At 40.2% G+C, this 23702-nt stretch carries 16 protein-coding genes; 11 read left to right on the top strand and 5 right to left on the bottom strand.

What is annotated here, in order from left to right; genetic code table 11:
• Positions 1 to 126 precede the first annotated feature (126 nt).
• The 4 genes from BM130_RS06330 to hemE all read left to right on the top strand — a co-directional run bounded on the left by BM130_RS06330 (position 127) and on the right by hemE (position 4913).
• Positions 127 to 885, top strand: coding sequence for a uroporphyrinogen-III synthase (locus BM130_RS06330; RefSeq protein WP_010528376.1), 759 nt, complete (start codon positions 127 to 129; stop codon positions 883 to 885).
• Positions 886 to 1089: 204 nt separating this feature from the next.
• Positions 1090 to 2073, top strand: a complete 984-nt coding sequence (hemB, locus tag BM130_RS06325) for a porphobilinogen synthase (RefSeq protein ID WP_029626694.1) — start codon at positions 1090 to 1092, stop codon at positions 2071 to 2073.
• A gap of 340 nt (positions 2074 to 2413) precedes the next feature.
• Positions 2414 to 3703: a glutamate-1-semialdehyde 2,1-aminomutase gene (gene hemL / locus BM130_RS06320; RefSeq protein ID WP_010528378.1), complete on the top strand. Its 1290-nt coding sequence runs from the start codon at positions 2414 to 2416 to the stop codon at positions 3701 to 3703.
• 178 nt (positions 3704 to 3881) lie between these two features.
• Complete coding sequence (gene hemE / locus BM130_RS06315) at positions 3882 to 4913, top strand: uroporphyrinogen decarboxylase (protein WP_010528379.1); 1032 nt, start codon at positions 3882 to 3884, stop codon at positions 4911 to 4913.
• Here hemE and BM130_RS06310 read toward each other — a convergent pair.
• Positions 4905 to 6371, bottom strand: coding sequence for a glycoside hydrolase family 130 protein (locus tag BM130_RS06310; protein ID WP_010528380.1), 1467 nt, complete (start codon positions 6369 to 6371; stop codon positions 4905 to 4907). The two genes, hemE and BM130_RS06310, sit on opposite strands and share 9 nt — an antisense overlap.
• Positions 6372 to 7008: 637 nt before the next feature.
• Between BM130_RS06310 and BM130_RS06305 the strand changes: the two genes are divergently transcribed.
• The 4 genes from BM130_RS06305 to BM130_RS06290 all read left to right on the top strand — a co-directional run bounded on the left by BM130_RS06305 (position 7009) and on the right by BM130_RS06290 (position 15363).
• Positions 7009 to 8811: a BamA/OMP85 family outer membrane protein gene (locus BM130_RS06305; RefSeq protein ID WP_010528381.1), complete on the top strand. Its 1803-nt coding sequence runs from the start codon at positions 7009 to 7011 to the stop codon at positions 8809 to 8811.
• A 69-nt stretch (positions 8812 to 8880) separates the two neighbouring features.
• Complete coding sequence (locus BM130_RS06300; protein ID WP_010528382.1) at positions 8881 to 12750, top strand: translocation/assembly module TamB domain-containing protein; 3870 nt, start codon at positions 8881 to 8883, stop codon at positions 12748 to 12750.
• A 5-nt stretch (positions 12751 to 12755) separates the two neighbouring features.
• Positions 12756 to 14969: a tetratricopeptide repeat protein gene (locus tag BM130_RS06295; RefSeq protein ID WP_010528383.1), complete on the top strand. Its 2214-nt coding sequence runs from the start codon at positions 12756 to 12758 to the stop codon at positions 14967 to 14969.
• Between the two features lie 4 nt (positions 14970 to 14973).
• The gene (locus BM130_RS06290) at positions 14974 to 15363 is read left to right on the top strand and encodes a DUF3859 domain-containing protein (RefSeq protein ID WP_010528384.1); all 390 of its coding nucleotides are present in this window, start codon (positions 14974 to 14976) and stop codon (positions 15361 to 15363) included.
• 487 nt (positions 15364 to 15850) lie between these two features.
• Here the strand turns inward: BM130_RS06290 and ychF are convergent, their stop codons facing one another.
• A complete protein-coding gene (gene ychF / locus BM130_RS06285; RefSeq protein WP_010528385.1) occupies positions 15851 to 16951 on the bottom strand; it encodes a redox-regulated ATPase YchF in 1101 nt (366 codons plus the stop codon).
• A gap of 261 nt (positions 16952 to 17212) precedes the next feature.
• On the opposite strand from ychF, the gene BM130_RS06280 reads away from it, so the two are divergent.
• From BM130_RS06280 to BM130_RS06270, 3 genes are all read left to right on the top strand, one after another.
• A complete protein-coding gene (locus BM130_RS06280; protein ID WP_010528386.1) occupies positions 17213 to 17764 on the top strand; it encodes an RNA polymerase sigma factor in 552 nt (183 codons plus the stop codon).
• A gap of 100 nt (positions 17765 to 17864) precedes the next feature.
• Positions 17865 to 18281: a hypothetical protein gene (locus BM130_RS06275; protein ID WP_010528387.1), complete on the top strand. Its 417-nt coding sequence runs from the start codon at positions 17865 to 17867 to the stop codon at positions 18279 to 18281.
• A gap of 35 nt (positions 18282 to 18316) precedes the next feature.
• Positions 18317 to 18826, top strand: a complete 510-nt coding sequence (locus BM130_RS06270; protein ID WP_010528388.1) for a hypothetical protein — start codon at positions 18317 to 18319, stop codon at positions 18824 to 18826.
• A gap of 100 nt (positions 18827 to 18926) precedes the next feature.
• Here BM130_RS06270 and BM130_RS06265 read toward each other — a convergent pair whose 3' ends face one another.
• The 3 genes from BM130_RS06265 to BM130_RS06255 all read right to left on the bottom strand — a co-directional run bounded on the left by BM130_RS06265 (position 18927) and on the right by BM130_RS06255 (position 23256).
• On the bottom strand, positions 18927 to 19952 hold the full coding sequence (locus BM130_RS06265; protein ID WP_010528389.1) for a glycosyltransferase family 4 protein: 1026 nt from the start codon (positions 19950 to 19952) through the stop codon (positions 18927 to 18929).
• A 118-nt stretch (positions 19953 to 20070) separates the two neighbouring features.
• Positions 20071 to 20997 carry a glycoside hydrolase family 130 protein gene (locus BM130_RS06260; RefSeq protein WP_010528390.1) on the bottom strand — a complete coding sequence of 309 codons (927 nt, stop codon included), beginning with the start codon at positions 20995 to 20997 and terminating at the stop codon, positions 20071 to 20073.
• A 12-nt stretch (positions 20998 to 21009) separates the two neighbouring features.
• Complete coding sequence (locus BM130_RS06255; RefSeq protein WP_010528391.1) at positions 21010 to 23256, bottom strand: glycosyltransferase; 2247 nt, start codon at positions 23254 to 23256, stop codon at positions 21010 to 21012.
• Between the last annotated feature and the right edge of the window lie 446 nt (positions 23257 to 23702).

Below are 23702 nucleotides of genomic sequence, written 5' to 3'. Positions count from 1 at the left end.
AGTCATTAGTGGTTAGTGCTAAATAACTAATGACTAACCACTGATGACTGCTTTTAAGAAGCAAAATATCAATGGATTAAGTAAATTTTATGCGGATAAAAAGGCAGAAGTTGAATTTATCAATTTATGCCAATAAAGGCTAAAGTACAGGGCCCGGGAATCATGAACAGAAGAATAACCGTTATAACCACATGGCCTGTCGATGCAGGGGAGCAGTTCCGGGAGGTGATGACCGCAAACGGCATCTCTTTATTGTCGCTTCCTATGATTGAAATCGCTGATTTGTCGTTTCGACTTAATCACGATTTGGAAGACTATCATTGGATTGTTTTTACCAGTAAAAACGGGGTTCATTCTTTTTTGAGGCGGTATTCTTTTTCACGAGAGAATAAAATAGCGGTAATAGGTTCGGGAACAGCGAAGGCATTAAGGACAAAAGGTTACGAGCCGCATTTTACAGGTAGTGGAACATCGGGTGTGAAATTTTCATATGAGCTGGCAGAGGTTGTTGGTTCCGGTCAAAAGGTTCTTTTGGCTCTGGGTAATTTGGCACCAAACCGGTTGAAAGAGGCGTTATCCCCGCAAAATCAGGTGGAGCGGGTGGATGTATATCAAACACGGGTGCCTGAAAATGTCGATGAAAACATATTGAAACGAATCATATATGATGATTATACCCTTATTGCGGTGAGTAGTCCTTCGGGAGTTAAGAACCTTATGGCATTGGTTAAAGATAAAATCAAGCGGCCATTGAGATTGGTAAGTATTGGCGAAACCACATCTGATGCCGCCCGCCGGTTGGGTATTGAACCATTAGGCACGTCCCCTGTCCAAAGTTATTATGGATTGGCACAGTGCGCATTAGAAACCATAAATCATATGTAAAGACGGATAATTATCAATCTGAACCAACGGATAACCATCGGTCCCATAATACAGGTAGAGACGAATAACCATCCGTCCGCCAGTAGAAACGGATCACCATCCGTTGGTCAGGAGCGACGGATCACCATCGGTCCCAAAATATATGTAGAGACGGAAAATAATCCGTCTGAAAAAAAAGACGAACGATTATAAAACATATACGTTATGAGTTTTCCAATAACACGTCTGAGACGTTTACGCAAAACCCCGGTAATAAGGAATATGGTTCGCGAAACCATTGTTAACCGGGATGATTTGATTATGCCCTATTTTGTATGTCCCGGCGAAGGGGTGAAAAATCCCATCGATTCCATGCCGGGGAATTACCAGTGGTCCATAGATTTGCTGGTAAAAGAGGTTAAAGATCTTTACACAACAACAGGTATTGATAAAATATTACTGTTTGGTATTCCCGAAGAGAAGGATGAAGATGGCAGCGTAGCATGTAGTCATGATGCTATTGTTCCGCGCGCTATACGAGCTTTGAAGAAAGAGTTGCCGGAGGTGATGATTGTGGCAGATGTTTGTAATTGCGAATATACTGTCCACGGCCATTGCGGAACGGTTGTAGATGGAGATGTCAACAACGATTTGACATTGAAGACGCTGGCGGCACAATCGGTAACCCTGGCTGAGGCCGGTGCCGATATTGTTGCGCCCAGTGACATGATGGACGGTCGTGTCGGCGTTATTCGCAAGGCGTTGGACGAAAACGGATTTGAGAATACCCCTATCATGGCTTATTCGGCCAAGTATGCATCGGCCTTTTACGGGCCATTCCGTGATGCTGCCGAAAGTGCACCTAAATTTGGCGATCGCTCAACTTACCAGATGGACCCGGCCAATTCGGATGAAGCATTACGGGAGGTGGAACAAGATATTATCGAAGGGGCCGATATGGTAATGGTGAAACCGGCATTAAGTTACATGGATGTGATACAGAGAGTTAAGTCGACCTTCAATATGCCACTGGTGGCATACAATGTAAGCGGTGAGTTTTCTATGGTTAAAGCTGCGGCTCAGCAAGGATGGATTGATGAGAAACGCATTATCAAAGAAATTCTTACTTCCATAAAACGTGCCGGAGCAGATGTGATAATTACCTATCATGCCAAAGAGTTTATTCTGAATAGTAAAGGAGAAAATTGAGCCGATTGCCGGAGGTAATCATCTTAAGGAATTTGTGATTGCTCTGCCAATCGCAGATTCCTTATGGCAAATTAGAAATAAAAGTAACCTGAATGTGTTTGGTGACTTTTGCCGCAAAAAGAAATGTATAAAATAAAAGACATAGCCAGAAGAGCACAGGCAGAAGGCAGAAGAAGTCATTAGTGATTAGTCAATAGTCAACAGTCATTAGTGACTAGTGTTGATTAACTAACTACTAACCACTAGTGACTAACCACTAACCACTAGTGACAAACGACTAATCACTAATGACTAACTTTAAACTTCATTTGGCCAGGAACTTAGAAAAAATTTGTACTAAATGAATACAGTAAAAAGTAAAGAAGCTTATAAAAAAGCATGTGAGTTGATGCCCGGGGGTGTTAATTCGCCGGTTCGGGCATTCAAGAGTGTAGGAGGAAACCCTGTGTTTATCCAGAAAGGAAAAGGTGCCAGGGTGTGGGATATTGATGGTAACGAATATATCGATTTTGTAGCTTCATGGGGGCCTCTCATTCTTGGTCATGCAAGAGATGAGGTGGTGGAAGCCATACAGAAAACAGCTGTTGACGGAACCAGTTTCGGAGCTCCCACCTTATTGGAAAATGAGATGGCAGAGCTGATTATCCGGATGGTGCCATCAGTAGAAAAGGTCCGAATGGTCAGCTCCGGGACCGAAGCTACCATGAGTGCTTTGCGTCTGGCTCGTGGTTATACCCAAAGAGACAAGGTCATTAAATTTGCCGGATGTTATCACGGACATGCCGACAGTTTTTTGATTCAGGCGGGTTCAGGTGCTATGACCTTTGGTCTTCCCGACAGCCCGGGTGTTACAAAAGCTGCCGCACAGGATACTTTAATAGCTTCATATAATGATTTGGCTTCGGTAGAAAAACTGTTTGAGGATAATGATGGTCAGATAGCCGCGGTAATTGTAGAGCCGATTCCCGGAAACATGGGTGTTATTCCTCCCGCCCCCGGCTTTTTGGAAGGGTTGAGAGCCTTAACTTCCCGTTATGGTGCTTTGTTGATTTTTGATGAGGTGATCACCGGATTTCGATTGTCGACGGGAGGTGCTCAGCAATTCCTGGGTATAACACCCGATTTGACGACCATGGGTAAAATTATCGGAGGAGGTTTGCCTGTAGGTGCATTTGGAGGACATGCAGAAATAATGAATCACTTAGCACCGGAGGGAGCTGTTTATCAGGCCGGCACTTTATCAGGGAATCCGTTAGCCATGGCGGCCGGTAAAGCAGCCCTACAAATACTAAAAAACGATCCGGGTATTTATAAAAGGGTAGAAGCGAAAGCTGTGCGGTTAGAGGAAGGATTAAGAAATAATCTTGAAAAAGCCGGGGTTCCCGCCGTGATTAACCGTGTTGGCGGTATGATGACTCTCTTTTTTAACGACCAGGGGCAAGTCACTAATTTTGAACAGGCCGGAAAATCCGACACCAAACGATATGCGGCCTTTTTCAAAAAGATGCTTGAAAATGGCATCTATCTGGCGCCATCCCAGTTTGAGTGTACTTTTGTATCTGATGCTCATACAGAAGAAGATATTGACCGGTTAATTGAAGTATCGGAAAAAGTATTGAAGGAAATTTAGCAGAAGTTTGCCCATGAGAAACGGGGAAATCTATATATAGGGTATTGTGCAAAATTCAATTGTCAATATTTTATTTATGTGAATGATATGGAAAGCCCTGTATATGATGGTTGTTAATTTTTAAAGCAAGAGCAGTGGTTGGTGTTTGCCGAGTTTTTAAATTTCCAAATTAATATTAATGCAAGAATCTTTACTGAAAAATAAGCTGAAAGGGTATTCGACGGAACGACCGCCGGTATGGTTTATGCGGCAAGCGGGACGTATATTACCCAATTATCAACGGTTGAAAGAGAAGTATTCATTTCAGGAATTGATGAGAGAACCCGAGTTAGCGGCCAAAGTGACGTTGATGCCGGTATATGATTTGGGTGTGGATGCGGCGATCCTGTTTTCCGATATTTTGGTTATTCCGGTGGCTTTGGGTATGGATTTGTCGTTTACGGATCATGGTCCGGTGTTCGAGAAACCGTTGCACCAAACCACTAACCCTTCACGGGTATTGACGCCCGATGCTTCAAAGTTGGATTATATCTATCGCAACATCGAGACAATCGTAAGACTTCGTCCGGAAAATATTCCGCTGATTGGTTTTTGCGGGGCTCCACTCACTACGCTGTGTTATATGTTGCAGGGCACGGCCAGGACTCCAAATTTCCCGGACGCGGTAAAATACCTTTATACTAATAAAAAAGATGCCCGGAAACTGATTGATGCCATAACTGAAATGTCGATTATTTATGCACAAAATCAAATTCGTGCGGGTGTCGACATTTTTCAGCTGTTTGATACACACGCAGGGCTTATTCCTGCAGAATTATATATGGAACTTTTTTGGCCGGCAATTCGAAGAATTTCGGATGCGGTGCGTCAGATGGGTGTACCTTTTATATTTTTCCCCAAAGGGCTTGGAACCGGCATTCGATACATCACTTCTGATGTTGCCGATTATGTTAGCATCGACTGGCAAATGCCATTGCGTCATGCCCGCGAATTGGTTCAGCAGGAAGTAGGGTTGCAAGGAAATTTAGACCCTCGTCTGCTATATGCACCCAAAGAAGAGATCCTGGCAACCCTGAAAAATTATCTGCCTTTTTACCGGGAATACCCTAACCTGGTAATAAATTTAGGCCATGGTTTTCTACCGGACATTCCTTATGAAAATGCCCGGTTAGTTGTGGAATGGGTGAAGTCAGCCAATTGGTCAGGATGAGGCTTTCAATTCCCGAATAAGATCATCCAGGTTGACCGTAGCAAATGAGGATGCGTAGTCGCTCATGGCATACGGAATTATTAATTCACCATTATGAATATAAGAGCCGCATGTATAAACCACATTGGGTACATATCCGGCTCTTTCATTTTCTGATGGAATCAGCAATGGTTCTTTTAATCTGGCAATAACTTTCGTGGGGTCTTCCAAATCCAGCAGGCAGGCACCCAAAGAATATTTCCGGACAGGACCTACGCCGTGAGTGATGAGCAGCCAGCCATGTTCGGTTTCCAGAGGTGAGCCCCCATTCCCAATTTGCATTAACTCCCATGGATGGAGTGGTTCTTGCAATATTTGTGCTTCCCGCCACATGCTCAGATCATCCGAGAACATGATATAGTTATTGACACCATCAATGCGACTAATCATGGCATACTTTCCGTTGATGCGACGGGGGAAAAGTGCCAGGTTCTTATCTTTTGCAAATTTTCCATGTATAGGGAAAATCCTGAACCTGTAGAAATCTTTCGTAACAATTAATTTAGGCAGAATGGTATATCCGTCAAAGGCCGTATAGGTGGCATAATAGGTTACTGAGCCGTCATCTTCAACAAAACGTACAAAACGAGCATCTTCTATGCCGTTTTTTTCAAATTTAGACAAAGGAAATATAACTCTTTCTGACAGGTCGGTATCTAAAGAGAATCTTATTTCTGTATAAGAACCTGCCAGCCATAAAATTTCTTGTAAGGCTTTTTGAGCCTCCAATGTCAGGTCCGGTTCATCGGCCTGAAGTTTTTGCGCGGCTTCACGTACCTGATCGTAATTGAATTCATCGGGTAATTGTCGAAGCACTTTTTCATAAAGGTGGGGTTGAATCCCCATGTCGTTTAATCTGGCAATAAAAAGATGTTTGTGGTAATGGTAACTTTTTACCAGTTCTGCTTCATCAATTTGGTTGCCCTCTTCCTGAAGGTGAATATCGTTATTTTGATCAATGATTGCTCTGCGGAATACCAGCGATGATATATGTCCTTCACCGGTCCCTCTAAGGCTTATGATAACACGGGTTTGTCCTTCCTCCAAACCACTTTGATCGGGATCCTCCACAATCGAAGGATTGAATAAGGCTGCCGATTCAATGGCATATTCCATTGTAAAATAGGCGCCTATGAGTAATTTTCGGTTTTCGGAAAGCAGTGTTTTTCCATTTAAGTCTTGTACTAAATGCCTTACTTTGTTGTAGTGTTTTTTGAATAAGGTGGTAATACTTCGATGCCGTCGCGTAAATTCTCGAAGTATCTGACTCATGTTAGCGCTAACTTCATGTTCAGGCATTTTTAAAATATTTTCAATCACCTTGCTAGCGCGTTGATCTCCATTGAAAAAGAAACGTGCAATTACCCTGTTGTTATTAGGGTAAATGATAGTGTTCTTACGGACAACGGATAGTTTCATCAGTATAAAATTTTTCTAAGTTATTGGTCTGATGGGACTCGCATGACAAAGAGTTTTATACATTCTCTGTTGTGAAAATCTCTCATTGTCATGCTCGTTTCATTAGTATAAAATTTATTTAACTTATTGGACTAATGGAACTCGCATGACCTAAAGTTTATTCATGTTCTTATTGGGACAAGTTTTTTTGGTCATGCTCTTTTGTGGCAAAAGCCGCCATGCTCGTTTTATTTGGGTTAACAAATAATGCTCGCAAATTTAGAAATTATTCAACCTATGCTACAATAATCGCACCGCATTATTAAGATGAAACGACAAAATTTAGAATGGCCTAATGTCTTAATTTTGAAAAATGTTCAGGTCTGAAACCGGATTTTATAAAAAAGACAGTTTTTACTTCAAAGTGTTAATATGGCAGTGTTTTACAATGAATTTAATTATGGTGGGATAATTAAAAAATGTTACATTAGAAGAAAAATGAATTATGCCTGGAGAATTTTGCGAAGTATATCAGCCTATTTAAGCTTGAATTATGTAAGAGTTATTTGGTCAATAACATAGTATAATTGAAGGTGTAATTTTTGATTTCCAAAATATATACAAACTGAAAACCATTAATAATATATTACTGCTTTTATTGTTTATCCTGTGGATACCCATATTTCTAAATGGACAGGAGAATGGAGAGGTACGGCGCATAAAAATTAAGGGGAACAAAAGCTTCAGCAAAGGGGAGCTGATGGATAAGATAGATTTTACCAATGCATCGTGGGTCGGTAAAACTTTTTTTAAAAAAGAGCCATCATATTATAGTTCGGATGCCTGGGAGTTGAATAAAGCGCGACTGGTTTCCTTTTATCAGATGAATGGTTTTTTGCAGGTTAAGGTAGAATTGAAAAATCTTAAAAAGATTAGCAAAAACTATCGGGTTGATCTGACTATAGCAATTGATGAGGGTACTCCTGTTATTGTTAGGTCCGTATTTTTTACCGGAGTAAAAGGTACGGAAAGAGACACTGTTCTGCTATGGGAGCAATTTCAACAACTGAAACAAGAACTTATTGTTAAGGAAGGAAGTAGTTTTCGTGATGATGCGGTAAGGCAGGATCAGAAGCGTATAACCGAATGGTTTGCTTCGCGTGGTTATGCTTATGTGGAGGTGCAACCAGATATATCCTTGTCTTCAGATACACTTTTTGCATCGATAAACTGGCTAATAGAAAAAGGCCCTTTATGTCGATTTGGAGAAGTTACCATTGTTGGGAATGAAAGGGTTCCGTTAAAAGCTGTAGAAAAGCAGATTACCTTCAGAGAAGGAGAGATTTATAATTACAAAGCTATTTCACAATCGCAGAAGCAGGTATATGGACTGGGCCTTTTCCGTATTGCATCGTTTCAGACTTCCTTGACCAATCCGCCTTCTGATACGCTTGCTGTGACAGTTAAAACAGAAGAAGCACCTCGTCTTTCTACTCGTGTGGGCGTTGGTTATGGTCTGGAAGAACATTTCAGAACATTTCTGGAGATGGGTTATTTAAGTTTTCCGGGAAAAACCATGCGAACAAAATTTTATGCCAAGCATTCGGGTTTGGAACCTTATCGTTTTGAAGCCATAATAACACAGCCATCCATTTTTGGCCCCAATTCATCTTTAGAATTTAATCCTTCCGTACGGCAACGTAAAGAAGAAGGTTTTGAATCTTTCCTGTGGGGTGGTGACCTTTCTTTATACCATAATTTTGGAAGTCGATTAACCGGGTCGGTCTCTATGTTTTACGAGCGGGTTGACATTGAAATTGCGTCTGATTTTGAACGGTCGCTGGAGGATATGGATCAGAGTACCTATTCGAAGAATGGCTTTTCGGTGGGTATGAGTTTCAATAATTCTATGCCTAAGTCGGAACCTGCCCTGGGATGGTCTTTGGCGGTAAATGCAAAGGTAAATGGCGCTATATTTAATTCGCCCTATCCGTTTTTTAAGTATATGTTTGAAGGGAAGCGATTTCAGCCGGTGACCAACGGTGTGGTGTTGGCCATGCGATTAGAGGCAGGAAACATCATTCGTTTTGGCGAGTCGGAAGCGACCCCTGTTGAAGAGCGTTTTTTTGCCGGTGGTAGTCGTTCGGTGCGGGGATGGTCAAGATATATGCTCGGACCGTTGGATGATGAGGGTATCCCTTTGGGAGGTAATTCCTTACTGGAAGGTAGTGTTGAGCCCCGCATCAAGGTTGTTGGCCCGTTTAGTATTGTGCTATTTGTCGATTGGGGCAATGTATGGAGTCGGGAAAGTACTTTCAGATTGAACGAAATTCATTGGTCGGCCGGAGCGGGATTTCGTTTTGCCACACCAATAGGTCCTGTAGGGATGGACTTTGCTCGTCCTGTGTTTGATGAAAACAGTAAATGGCAAATTCACCTGAATGTGGGCCACGCTTTTTAATTTTTAATTGTCGGACCGGAAAAAAGATTTCCCATTCCGAGAAGCTTTAAGGAAATTCTTAAATAAATTGTGAATAAAGTTGTAAAGTACATATTGATTGTTTTCTCGGTTTTCTTAGCCCTGTTGCTTTTACTTGGGTTGTTTACCCAAACGTCAATTTTCCGCCGGGTGGTAAAAGAGCAAGTGGTGAAAGGGTTAAATGAGACCATTGCCGGGCAGGTGAGGATCGAAACCCTGAAAGGTAATTTTTTTAATCGTTTGTCGATTCACGGTTTGTTTATCGGAGAAAATCAAATCGACACGTTAATTGCCATTGATGACCTTTTTCTTGAGTATTCCCTTTGGCCATTGTTGAAGAAAGAAGTCCGGATTAAAACATTAATAATTGGTCATCCCGTAGTTAAACTGAAGCAGTCAGCCGATTCTTTATGGAATTATGAAAAGTTTTTTCAAACGAAGGCGCCATCTTCAGAGAATGAAAGTTCCCAATCCTCGTCCTTCTCATTTTTCGTAAATCGGTTGGATATTACCGATGGTCGGACGTTAGTGGTGTTGTTTAGCGATTTAAAACCGATAGGTATTTCTGATTTAAATATGGAATTGGAAGGCGGGTACAGTCCGCAATCAATATATCTTAATCTTCTTCATTTAGGGTTTAAAACGTCTCGGCCGATACCGGACTTGCAACATTTACAGTTTAATGTAGCGTTGAGAGATTCAGTATTCTCGCTGTCCGATTTTGCTTTAGAAACAAAAAGGAATACTATTCAGGCAAAAGGAGCTTATTCCGACCGGCAAGGTGATAGTTCTGAAGTTTTTGTCCAGTCTGAACCTTTTGATTCAGAAGATTTAACCTGGCTGCTACCCGATTTCCGGATAGGTGTGAAACCCAGGATGGACTTACAAACTAAGCTTCAAGACAAAGACCTCAGTATTGATTGGATGGCGGAATATGAAGGCCAGAGAGTCAGATTGAGCGGGCAATTAACCAATTTTCTTGATTTTTTGAGTGATTCGTCGAGATTTAAAGTTGATACGGATTTAAAGATAACTTTTGATGCTTACGAGCCATCGAAGTGGTTTTTATTATCGGGTTTTCCGGTTGTCTTGAATGGCGAAATAGACATTACCGGTAATGGACTAAAAAATAGTTTAAATCCCTTAACGGTAAATGCCAATTTTTCAAACAGTATGTGGGAGGATTATCCTGTCAAAGAATTTCAATTTTCAGGGCTTTATAAGAGCGGGGCAACAAATTTTGAGTCGAGGATAGAGACTAAAGATGGTGTGTTTGACGTGTCAGGAAATGCACAGGTAGATATACCCCATTCACCTATTCAGTTGAAGATAATGGCGAGCCGGTTTCCGTTAGGGCGTTTTCTGCCGGCATGGGGTGACAGTACGCTGGTCAATATGTCTTTATCCGTTACCGGAAGAGGAAACTCTTTGGAGTCGTTATCGGCAGGGTTTAATTTAACTATGAATGAGTCTGTTGTGGCAGGTGTTCCGGTGGGCTGGCTTTTAGCCCGGGGCCGAATGGATAGCGGTGACTTGGTGTTGGACACGTTAGAAATCAGTAACGGCTCATTGGCCTTTTACGGTGCTGGGGAATATTCGCGAGAAGGACTTATTCATGCCCGTGTTGAAAGTAAGATTAATGATTTCATTGCATTTAGGAATTATGTGGACCAACCCGGTGCTTGGGGTTTTCTGGGATTTGACGGCGAGGTAGAGGGTGTGCCGGATTCGTTGATGGCAAAACTTAATATTTATGGGGAAGCGCTTCGGTATGATACCATTGTTTATGTTGATGAGGTTGAAGTAAGAGTTCCCAAATTTCTAATAAAGGACGGTGCAATGTGGGGGCATGCAGATATCCTGGCCGAAGGTATTTCGGCGGGAGGTATAGAAGGCGACTCAATTAAAATTGAAGGGCAATTGAAGAATGATGCTTGGGAGGTTAACAGCACCTTGTGGATTACCGATTCATTATGGCTACAGATAGGTGCTTTAGGTGAATTGTCTGCCCCTTTAGATATTTCCATCCCGGAACTGAATATTCAAACACCATATGATTTATACTCATTGGAGGGTGATAGTATTAAGTTGTCACTAGGTCCTGAACATTATATGGTGAAGGACTTCAATTTAACGGGTCAGAAAGATAAAGGTGTTGGATTAAGGGCTAACGGAGAATTTACCTTGGGTGATTCGGTACAGATAGATGTGTCGGTGGATAATCTGGATATATCGGTTTTGGAAAAATCAGGGGTAGTACAACAGTCATTGAGCGGCCGGGCTTCATTGGAATTACAGGCATCGGGACCGATAAGCAATCCTGAATTGAAATTGGATTTGTTATTGAGTGATTTGGCTATCGACCCGGCAAGAATAAGTCAGATGCATTTGAATATGAGACAATCGGATGACACACTCAGGGCATACACCGCCGTTCACAGCAAAACAGGAGATTCACTGTTTGTGGAGATAATGTCGCCGGTAAAAATTAATGGGGGTGATTCGTTAATGGTTGCCAGCTATAGAGATGTATCAGGGAGGGTGGTGGCAAATCAAATACGTCCTTCTGCTTTTTTTGAGTTTGATGATCCCGATAATCAATATTTTCGGGCATTGGTGGATATGGATATAAAATTATCCGGTCAGCTGCTCAATCCTGTATTAAAGGGCTTTTTGAATGTTTCCGGGGGTGAGCTGTCGTTGCCTTCTTATGGTTTGAGATACAGTGATGTGAAGCTGATGGCAAGGGTCGATAGTAACCGGATAGAGTTAGACTCACTTTTTGCCGCCAGAGATAAAGGAACTTTCTTGGTTTTTGGGAAGGGAACCTTTAAACCCAATTTGTGGTCCGGAATACTTTCCGGTCTCGATATAACGATAAAGGCACGAGATTTTTTCTTGTCGCGTCACCCTAATCACGAAATAGAAATTAATGGCGATACCTGGTTTAAATTGGAGGAAGGAAATCCTACTTTTGGTGGTGAAATCACTGTGCTTCAATCCAGATTATATTTACCGGCTTTGTTGAATATGGGAGGTGAAGCAGCTATGGATGAGCCTATGCTGGTAGAGGCATTAAAAAAGAATGTAACTGATAGTATAGAACCGGAAGACGGGGATTTAAGGATGGCAGCAAAAGAGGGTAAAGGTGAAATCAATTTGTTGAAACCGCTAAAAGGAAAAATAAATATAAAGATACCGCGAAACAGTTGGCTTCGGTCGGAGGATATGAACCTGGAGCTATACGGCGATTTAGACCTTTTGAAAAATGATGAGTATTTTGAAGTATTTGGAATATTGGGTATTACCAGAGGATATTATACCTTGTATGGCAGAAAATTAATAATTAATGAAGGCGAGTTGACTTTTACAGGCGGCAAAGAGACCAATCCCCGAATAGAATTGGAAGCCGGTTACACCTTCAGAGGTGTTGATAAACAAAAGAAAGAACTCATTATGACTGTTAGTGGCACGGCCTTTGAGCCAAAGTTATTATTTACCCTTAACGGGACAGAGGTCAGCGAGCGGGATGCCATGGCTTATCTTATATTTAATCAGTCGTTTGATGAGTTGAGTTTTGGAAGTAAAGAGGGTCTGTCAGTAAATTTGCCAACTGCCATGCTGTCAGGACTGGTGTCGGCACAATTGACCAAAACCATTGGTGAAAAGTTTAATGTGGATATGTTGGAAATTCAGGCGGGTGATGATTGGGAAAGTGCTACCTTTATGGTTGGGAAATACATTTCCAATAATCTTTTTGTAACTTATCAGAGGGGTTTTGGCGTAAATGAAGATGGTGCCTTGTTTCACCAAACGGTCTCTTTGGAATATGAGATTATTCGTAATTTATTGATTCGACTCACTCAGGGCGATTTTAAAGATTCGGGAATTGATGTTATATTAAAGTTTGAAAAGAAATAAAGTTTATGAACGGCAGTGTTCAGAAAAAGCAAAAACAGATTTATACCCTTCTGGATAAGAAGAGGGTAAAGGAGTCTTTGGATCAATTATCGGAACTTGTAAAAGAAACGCATAGCAGTGATTTGATCGACGGGCTTTACCAACTGGAAATGACTTATAAAAGTTTGTTAAGATATACGGTGGAAGGGTTTACTGATCCTGAACGTCAACAAGTATATAATCATTTGTTGGCAGACATTTATACGCTGGCCGATAAAATCGTGGATGCTCTGTATCTACGAACGGGTGGTGGTTGGCTTTTTGATGCTCGTAGATACTTAAACAGTCTTTCTACGGAAGAGCTGGATAGTGTTGTTCAAACCTATCTTCAGGAAGGGGATAAATATATGGTAGCCTATACCGTTGACCCCGATATTCCATTTCCATACCAGTTGGAAAAGTCATTGGACCGTCTTTTTGAGATGATTGCTGCCTTGCCCGATTTTGCAAAAGGAAGAGAAGATAATATCCGCTCTGTTTTTTGGGGAGATGATTTTTATTGGCCTTGGCAAAGTGTCATGGTCAGTGCCTTAACTTTAAATTTATTGGCTACTTTTAATAGGGATAATCTGTCTTTGCTCTTTGATTTGTGTGAACACACCAATCCTCAGGTACGGCTTAGGGCTTTTACCGGACTTATCTTTGTTTTATACAAATATGATTCTCGTCTTCCTTACGAGCAAGGAGTAAAAGAGCGCATCAGTAAATTAAATGACATCTTTTCGCCGGAGATGATTCAAACCATCTTGATTCAGATTGTGCGTACCAGAGAAACGGAAAAACTAACTAAAAAGATGAACGAAGAGATTCTCCCGGAGGTGGCACGCATTCAGCCCAATCTTCGGCGAAAACTAGATCTGGACAATTTATTGGGGGATGTATTTTCTGAGGACAAAAATCCCGACTGGGAGGATATATTTTCAGATTCGCCGGAGCTTATGGATAAATTGGAAGAGCTGAGCAGAATGCAAATGGAGGGTGCCGATTTATTTATGTCTACCTTCCGAATGCTGAAAAACTTTCCTTTTTTCAACGATATCTATCACTGGTTTCTTCCTTTTTATTATCCGAACCCAATTGTTCGTGAGGCTTTGAAAGATGAAGCCGGACCATTTAATGACAGCGAGATGCTTCGCTCAATGGCCGATTCGGGAGTGCTTTGTAATTCAGATAAATATTCTTTAATTATGAGTATCTCTCAGATGCCGGCCATGCAGAAAGAGATGATGGGCCGTATGTTCGGCTCGGAAATAGAAGCTATGCGAGAATTGCAGAAGAGTGATGAATTAGTGGATCCTCAAAAAAAGATACTTTATATTTCCAATCAGTATGTTCAGGATTTATATCGCTTTTTTAAACTTCATCCCCAACGGCAATCTTTTGATGACCCGTTTAGTTGGCCGTTCGATTTTCATAATAAATGGTTCCTTTCGCTATTAGCCCCCGGGCATAATTTATCCTTAAAGTTGGCTGAATATTTGTTTAGCAAGAATGATTTTGAGGAAGCGGCAGCCGTTTATTTGAAAGAAGTTGAAAAAGAACAAATTCCCGATGTTCAGGTATTGCAGAAACTGGCCTTTAGTTTTCAACAACTAGGGGATTATGAGAAAGCTTTAAATTATTATCAGCAGGCAGAACTCTATGGAGATGTTCAAGTTTGGAACCTCAAAAAAATTGCGCTTTGCTATCGTTATTTAAAAAATCCCAATAAAGCACTAGAGTATTATAAGCTGGCAGAACAACAAAAGCCTGATGATTTGCATACTCAGGTAAGTATTGGACATTGTTTGTTAGAGCTTAAACGATACGATGAAGCCCTTAAGTATTATTTCAAAGTGGAGTATTTGGCCCCCGACAATCATCGGGTTTGGCGGCCTATTGCCTGGTGTTGCCTTATGGAAGGAAAACTTGAACAGGCCCAAAAATACGGCCTGAAACCAATTGAAGAGAATCCTACACCGCATGACTTTATGAATATGGGGCATATTGTTTGGTGTATGGGACAAAGAAAAGAAGCTTTGGAATGGTATTTAAAATCTATTCGGCATAAAGACTTTTCACTGAAAGAATTTGTTGATGCTTTCGAGGAAGATAAAGAGATTTTATTTAAACATGGGGTAGAGCCAACGGATGTCCCCATAATGTTAGATCAATTGCGCTACTACTTGGAAGAGAATTAAGAGAATGCCTAAAAATAAACCGAAAATAGAATTATACAGTTACGGTATTTACAGTAAGTGGAATAATACCTCTAAAGAACTACCAAAATTAAAAGAGATAACTACTAAAATACCAATTGAACCGGAAGTAGAATTTGGATATGTTTTGAAAATAAAAGGAGCTAAAGGACAATTACTGGATTATGAAATTCATCATCCTCCTTTCAAAGACGAAGACGGAAGCATCATGCCTCCTTTTGAAGGCCAGGTTTTGATCCATTCAAATGATTGGGATTTTTTTCTGGGGGATACGGTATGGGAACCCTATAACGACAAAGCCGGGGAATGGATCTTGATTACCAAACTTCAGAATAAAGAAATTGCTCGTAAAAAATTTATTCTATACATCCCGTGAATTTTACGCAAAAGTAATGTTAAACAAGAATGCACCGAAAATAATGAGCACAATTACGATAGCTACTTCTATGATTGAATAAATCAAGATCTTACGCTTCAATTTAGCTATTGTATCATTTTCTTTCTCTCTCGTATTCATTTTTCTAAAAAAATTCATTTCTACAAAGGAAAAATTTTTTAAAGATATTTCGAATGATGGAAACTATAGTTGTGAAATTTTAACTATTTTTAAAACACGATTTTACGCTCTGTTTGGGGCGTAAATGCTGTAATTTACAAAAAAAATGCCAGTAAAATTTTGGGTGTGGGGAATGTTTATTTCTGTAAAATCAGAAGACTTGATTTTGAGGGGGGGTATGACTGTAACGCACTTCTCAAAAACAGCGATTCATTGATGATTTTGTAAGGTAAAAGTTCGAAAAATGAATCTTTTGCCTGAATGTCTGTGTTTTATATTGTGAAAAAGTTCCCTTGATGTAAAAGAATTAAACATTAAAACGAAAATGCATAATATCTCCGTCCTGAACTTCATATTCTTTCCCTTCGATATGAATTTTGCCGGCTTCCTTGCAGGCTTGTTCTGATCCTAAAGCAATAAAATCTTCATACTTAATAACTTCGGCGCGGATAAAACCTTTTTCAAAATCAGAATGAATAATTCCGGCAGCTTGCGGAGCTAGTGCCCCTGCCGGGAAAGTCCATGCGCGCACCTCTTTTTCGCCGGCAGTAAAGAATGTGTTTAAGTTAAGTAGCTTATAAGCTGATTTGATGAGTTTGGCAACTCCCGATTCTTTTAGCCCAAGATCTTCCAAGAACATTTGTCGTTCTTCGTAAGTCTCCAATTCTGCTATTTCGGCTTCAGTTTGTGCTGCAATAACCAGTACCTGGGCATTTTCGTCTTTGACGGCTTGCTTTACTGCCTGAACGTATTGGTTTTCGGTGGTTACCGACCCTTCATCAACATTGCAAACATAAAGAACCGGCTTATTCGTTAGCAGAAAAAGGCTTTTGGCAACTTTCTCTTCTTGGTCAGTCAGGGGAACAGTACGGGCAGATTTTCCACTTTCGAGGGCTTCTTTGTATTTTATTAGCACCTCTAACAATCTTTTATCTTCCGGGTTTTTGGAGCTTTTTGCCAGTTTTTCTGTTTTTCCAATTCGGTTGTTTATGGTTTCCAGGTCTTTAAGCTGTAATTCTAGGTCGATGATTTCTTTGTCGCGAACAGGGTCAACCGAGCCGTCAACATGCGTGACGTTATCATCATCAAAACATCGCAATACGTGAATAATGGCATCGGTTTCACGGATGTTGGCCAAGAATTTGTTGCCCAACCCTTCACCTTTACTGGCTCCTTTAACTAAGCCTGCAATATCCACAATCTCGATGGTGGTAGGAGTTACCTTTTGTGGTTTAACCAGCTTTTCCAGTTGAATCAGTCGCTCATCGGGGACCGTGATAACCCCAACATTTGGTTCTATGGTACAAAATGGGAAATTGGCTGATTGAGCCTTTGCATTTGATAAACAGTTAAAAAGGGTTGATTTTCCAACATTTGGTAGACCAACTATACCGCATTGTAATGCCATTGTTCTCTATTATTTTTTGTTTATGGGCTTTCCCCGGTTACACTTTCTTAAAGAGGAAATCAAGATTGCAAAGTTAGTCGTTTTTTAGAAAAGAGAGAATGATCTTTGCTTTTGGTTTTATTTTATAGTGCAAGGAAAGGATGCCTGACGAAGTCAAAATAGGTGCCAATTTATCGGGAAACGTACTTAATTCTCTTAACCGTTTATACAGTAAAATATTTCTTTTTTTATCTTAGCAATTGTAAAACAATAAAAATAGACATGCATCCTGATGACAAGGAGATACTTCAACTTGCCCAAGATTCTGACAGACAGAATGAAGCCTTGGTGCTCCTGATGAAAAAATATAAAGAACGATTGTATTGGCATATACGTAAAATGGTGATTATACATGAAGATGCTGATGATTTATTGCAAAATACGTTCATGAAAGCCTGGAAAAATTTGAGAAATTTTCGTGGTGATGCATCTTTATATACCTGGTTATATAAAATTGCAACAAATGAGACATTGAATTATATTAATAAGAAGAAGGAATCGTTATTGAATGAAGATGCAGACATGGAAATGATGTTGGGAAACATGTTGGAAACCGATGCCCTTTTTAGTGGAGATGAAATACAAAAACGTTTGCAGAAATGTTTGTTAGCTCTTCCGGAGAAACAACGATTGGTTTTTAATATGAAATATTTCGATGATATGACCTATGAACAGATTTCCCAAATTTTGGGAACCTCTGTGGGTGCTTTAAAAGCTTCCTATTTCCATGCCGTCAGGAAAATAGAAGCTTTTATTAAAAATGAAGTTTTTTAATGGGGTTTAAACCTTTGTGATTTTAAATGTTCTAAATAAAGCAGTTAACATTTGTTGAGGCGAGGAAGGTGAAGAAAAGGAAATGTAAAGGAAGAGTATTATGGATGAAAGTATTTTTGGCAAAAAAGAATGTCCGTTTCGGGTTCCGGAAAACTATTTTGAAGGATTTGAGGATCGGTTTTTTGAACGAATGAAGTCCGAAATGGAAAAGAAAGACAAGCGAAGGTATAAGACAGTAATGGCCGTTGTAAAACCGTGGTTGGCCATGGCTGCTTCTTTTTTAATTATTGCATTGGTTTATTATAATATTCCAAGGCTTTTTAAAGGAGATTTTAATGCCAATGTTGTGAGGGAGTTGGATGAGGAGTTTATAAATTCTTTGGCATTGATAATTGATGAGAATGAGATTAATGATTTGGTTATTGAAGAAGATACTATTTTAATTTATCCTACAGACTCTTTGTTTTTGGGTAGTATAAGTGAAGAAGATTTATTCGCTGTTACTTATTTTGAATAATTGTTTGTGGTTTATTTAGGTAAAAAAACAATATTATGAACAGAATAATACAAGCCCTGTTTTTGTTGGTTTTAACTTTTGGGCAAATAAGTTTTTCCCCTTTAATGGCTCAGGGGAAAGAGGATGATTCCAGTCTCGATCGACTGAAGTCTCAAAAAGTGGCTTTTCTAACCGAGCGGATTGGTTTATCGGAAAAGGATGCTCAACTATTTTGGCCGCTGTACAATGAAATGTCGGAAAAGATGGATAAATTATGGGATGAAAAGAAAAAAAATATCAATAAATTATATCATTCCAAAGAACCCCTAAGTGAGGCCGAAAAAGAAGTTATCCTTGATGAATATGTTGATTATAACTTGAAGAAAGCAAAACTCGAAAAAGAATATCATGAGAAATTTAAAAAAATATTAACCATCGACCAGATAATTAAATATTATGGTGCTGAACATGAGTTTAAAAAGAAAATGCTCCACCAGCTTCGAGGCGATAAACCAACTTCATGTTCCGATTGCCAAAAGAATAAAAAATCGAAAGATGCTGCCTGATGATTAAAAAAACTCTGTGGTCCTCTGTTGTTTTGTCAGGACGGTGTTTAGTGGATTTTTAGGTAAATAGTCAGAGTCGCACAGAGTTATATGAATTCTTCTAAAAAAATTCTTTTTTTTGAAGGATTTCTTGGTATAACTGAATATAGTCGTTAACCATTTTATCCTGACTAAAATGGGATTCAGCCCATTCTCTGCATTGCTTTCTGTCGATTAGTTTGATTTGAGGAATAACTTCAGCAGCTTCATTAATGTCATGGACCAAGAAACCTGTGACCTTGTCATTGATTAGTTCTGGCATAGAACCTCTGTTAAAAGCAATAACGGGAGTTCCGCAAAACATGGCTTCCGCAACGCTTAATCCAAAGGGCTCATCGAAATTGATGGGATGAAGCAATGCTTTTGCATTTCCCAAAAGTTGATTGCGTTTTTCTGGTCCGGAACTTCCTACATAAATGATGTCATCATCGTTGATAAACGGTGCAACATTCTTTTCAAAATACTTCTTATCCTGGATGATACCGGAAATAATTAGTTTCATTTTGGCTTTTTTGGCTATTTCAATGGCTTCACGGGTTCCTTTATCATGGTGAATCCTGCCAAAGAAAAGAAGATAATCAGCTGTGGGGTTCAGGTTTAGTGAGAATTGTGAGGCATCTATCCCGTTATAGATTGTAGCGCTGTATTTCAATTCAGGGCTTCGGTCCGAATTGCTTATGGAAACATAATGATTAATGTCGTTAAAACGCTTGTATACAGGAATAATTTTGGGCGAGGAGAAGCCATGGATAGTTGTAACCATTGGAGTTTTAATAAGTCTGGAATAGGTTAGGGGTAAAAAGTCGAAATGGTTGTGTAAGATATCAAAATCAGAAGCTTTTTCCATTGCATAACTGATATGCATGCATTCAGCCACTTTAGGATCTGTGTTTTTATCCTCTTCGTAGCCAACCGGTACTATTCCATCTAAATTTCCCTGCGTATGCGAATCCAAGGTTGCGAATAGGGTAACATCAATTCCTTTTTTTACAAGTCCTTCGGCAAGATTGGAAGCCATTTGTTCCCAAGGGCCATAGTGTTTGGGTGGGGTTCGCCAGGCTACGGGTGATAGAATTGCTATTTTCATGGTTTTTATTGGTAGTTTTTATGTTTAAAAATGAATTTATAAACACAAAAATGATAGAATTGCTTCCACTAAATGGATTTAAAGAAAAGTATAACGCTTTAAAAGAATTGATTTAAGGCTAAAGAGGTGGTCTGCTATTATTAAGGCAAAGGTTTACCAGATCATCAATTTTAGCTGTGCCGGCACACATAACAGTATCAGCGGCGCCCCAATAAATTTTAATGGTTCCATCATTTTCAGGGATAGCACCGCAAGTGAAAACCACGTTGTGAACATAACCGGTAAGTTCGTAAGGTTCTTCCGGTTGCAAAATCCAATCATCGCCTACCCCAATGATTTTAGACGGGTCTTTCAGGTCATGCAGCGCAACGCCCAGCCTATAAACGCTGCCATCCATTGTTGGATAAACACCATGAAATATGTTGAGCCATCCTTTGTCGGTTTTTATGGGTGGAGCACCCGGCCCAATTTTCATTTCATCCCAGTGGTAGGGTGCAGGGGCAATAATGCGCTGTGCGTCGCCCCAATAGCGAAGGTCGGGAGAGTAGCTGATCCATATGGACCAGGGGGCAATTTCACTATGAGGCCGGTCCAGGCGAACATAAAGACCATTAATTTTTTCAGGGAATATGACTACGTTCCGATAATCAGCTTCAGTGATAAGAGCAAATCGTTCTACTTGTTGCCAATCTTTTGTTTTGGCCAGGCCAATACGAACGCCGTGTCTTGAATAGGCCGAATAGGTTATCAGGTATTCGCCGTCGATAAAAGTGATGCGGGGGTCTTCCACCCCGAATTCTTCATATTTCTTAAAAATACCCTCTTTGGCCGGCTCCATAAAAGGCTGTTCATCGGCCTTCCAGTGGAAGCCATCGATGCTTCTTGCCAGACCTAAAATACTGCGTCCGTTCATTTTGTGAGAACGGAACAGCATGATATATTCGTTGTTATAAGTGGTAACACCGGCATTGTGGACTGTACTTACCGGATAAGGAATGTCATCTTTTGTTAATACAGGGTTGTATTGATAGCGAGTAACCAACATAATCCAAAACAATTACGAAAGGTTTTCAAATATGTGTTCTTTTTCCTGGGCTGCCAGTACCGTAAGGTGTGATATCCAGTAGGCCAGAGTGCTTTCGGCACCCTGGTTGCGGTTGATGCCTTGCGATTCGAGGCCGTCGCAGCAGCCCATGGTTTCATGATCGAAGAGAGGTAATCGCAGTGAATTTTCGCCCAGAAACCATAAATAACTGGTAAACATTTTTTCGATATAACTTTTTTCTTTGGTGATTTGGAAAACCTGGTAATACAGCAATATCATGGCCATAACGTCGATGGATTGCTGGTCAAATTCCGGAGCTTTTCCCCCACGTTGATACCACCCCTGGTTGCCAACGGGAATTAAGTAACCTGAACGAAATACTATGGATTCCAAAAACCGGGTGGTTTTCATGGCAATCTGATAATATTCTTCTATGCCTGTAACTTCGTAAGCTGTAAAAAGAGAAAGCGGTAAAATGGCATTGTCGTAGGTCATTTCATCTTCGAACCAATGCCAGTCATCGGAAGCGGTTTGGTGATAGGCCTGAGTTAGTTTTTCACATAGTTTTTTCATTGCGGCAACCATGCCTTCGTCATTGGGCGAATCTTTGAGATAATAACTAATGCCAATAATAGTATTGGCAGCCCCTCTTATGGATTTGATATGGTCGAAATGAGGAATGGATTTAAAGAAAATATCGCGACCAATTTGTTTAAAGGCATCATTAGGCGCAAATCTGATTAAGTATCCAAGGGCCCAAATAGTTCTTCCAAATGAGTCATCAGAGCCATATTCATCGAGGAATTGTCGGCTAAAGCTCAAGAAATTTCGGAAGTTGCCGTTCTCGCGTTGCATATAGTGTATAAAGCTCAGATATACCGGGATTAACGACAAGGCTTCTTTGTCTTTATTTTGCCTCCATGCCATTAGTGCCATAATAAGAGCTCGGGAGTTGTCATCAACGCAGTAGCCTTCTTTAAGATTAGGAATTCCGTATTTAGCATGCTGTACGATGCCGGTGTCGTCGGTGAGCCGTTTGATGTGCGCCAGGTTGTAGGAAGGCATTAGAGAAATGTCAATAGCAAGTTTGTCGGGTTCTGTTTCTTTTTCCCAATTGTCGAAAACATATTCGGCCAGGTAAAGGTATTGTTTGCCAATTTTGGGCCAGCGAATTTTTTGACCGTATTCGAAAGCTTTTTTTCGTAGAGCTTCCATTTTATGCTCGTCGTCCAGCAATTCAAGCAAAATGCCGGAAAGTTCATCAGAGTTTTTAAATCCAAAAAGGCGGCCTCTGCCATTATCTAAGAGTTCCTGGGCATGCCAGTAAGGCGTAGAAACTACGGCACAACCGGCCCCTACCGCATAAGAAAGGGTGCCACTGGTAATTTGTGCTTCACTGAGATATGGGGTGATATAAATATCACTGGCAGTGAGATATTCGAAAAGTTTGTTCTCGGTGACAAATTCATGATTGAAGAAGACGTTCTTTTCTAAGCCCAAGCTTTTTACCAGGCGCTTAAGGTAATTTCTATACTCATCGCCAGAATGTTTGTATACCGAAGGATGTGTTGCACCCAGTACAATGTATAACAAGTTGGGGTGTTTCTCTACTACGGGCGGAAGGGCATTGATTACTGTTTCTATCCCTTTGTTTCGGCTTAGAAGGCCAAAGGTAAGCAGAACCTTACGGTTCTTAATACCATGTTTTTCTTTGGCAACCTCTCGAGAAATTTTTTCGAATTCGGGAACTCCATGTTCAATAAGTACGATTTTCTCTCTTGAAATTTGATAAATTTCTTCGAGGAAATCAACTGCTCTTCGGCTCATTACCACTATTCTTGCAGCTTTTTTCCCTATTTCCTGGACAATGGACCGTTGCGTATAGGTTGGATCTTTTAGTACGGTATGAAAAGTAACAATCAGTGGAACTTCTAAACGGTGGAGTAGAGGTAAGATAAAGACTCCGTCATCGCCGCCAAAAATTCCAAATTCGTGTTCTAAAACACATACACCGGCATCACTGTAATTTATGATACGGGCGGCATTAACATAATCTCGTTGATGATTTTGACGGATAATGTGTTTAACTTCTTCCGGATAATCGTATTTATTGCCATTTTCATTAATGGCAATTACCATTGCTGTATCGGTAATTTTTTTGTTGTTCGTATTGACATGAATTGCTTTCACCAGGTTGTTGGTAAAGGTTCCAATTCCACATTTCCGCGGTGGATAGGTGCCTATAAATGCAATTTTCATAATGCTGTATTTTAGTTTTTTATAAAATGCATAAACAACGCCCTTTAGGTACCCAAAGAGCTCTTATGTTTCAGTAATAAGGAAGGTGACGTTTAAGCTGTTGTCCGAAGTTCTTTGATGGAATCGGTATAGTCAGTAATATTAAGAAATTTAGATGTTGGCCAATGATAGTAAAGATTTGGGCCAAAATGGAAAACATCGAACTTTCGGACAAAAGTTCAAATGTCATATTTTGAAACAGTGTAATGGGATTATAAAAAATCATTCTTAAAAAAGCAAATTGCAGGCCAATTTTTTTTGAGTGTTATTTTGTAGAAAAATAAAAGTATTGCTTAGGGGATAAGAAGACAGATAAGGTGATTGTAACCTATTGCTGACATGAGTCCTGGAATGTTCATTGAAAGGGCGTATTGGTCAGTATGGTTGGTTAAGTTTTTAAAACCATT

Source organism: Thermophagus xiamenensis (assembly GCF_900112795.1).
Lineage (GTDB): Bacteria > Bacteroidota > Bacteroidia > Bacteroidales > Marinilabiliaceae > Thermophagus > Thermophagus xiamenensis.
Note: the sequence above shows the minus strand (reverse complement) of the source record. Positions and strands in the feature narration are given on the sequence as shown.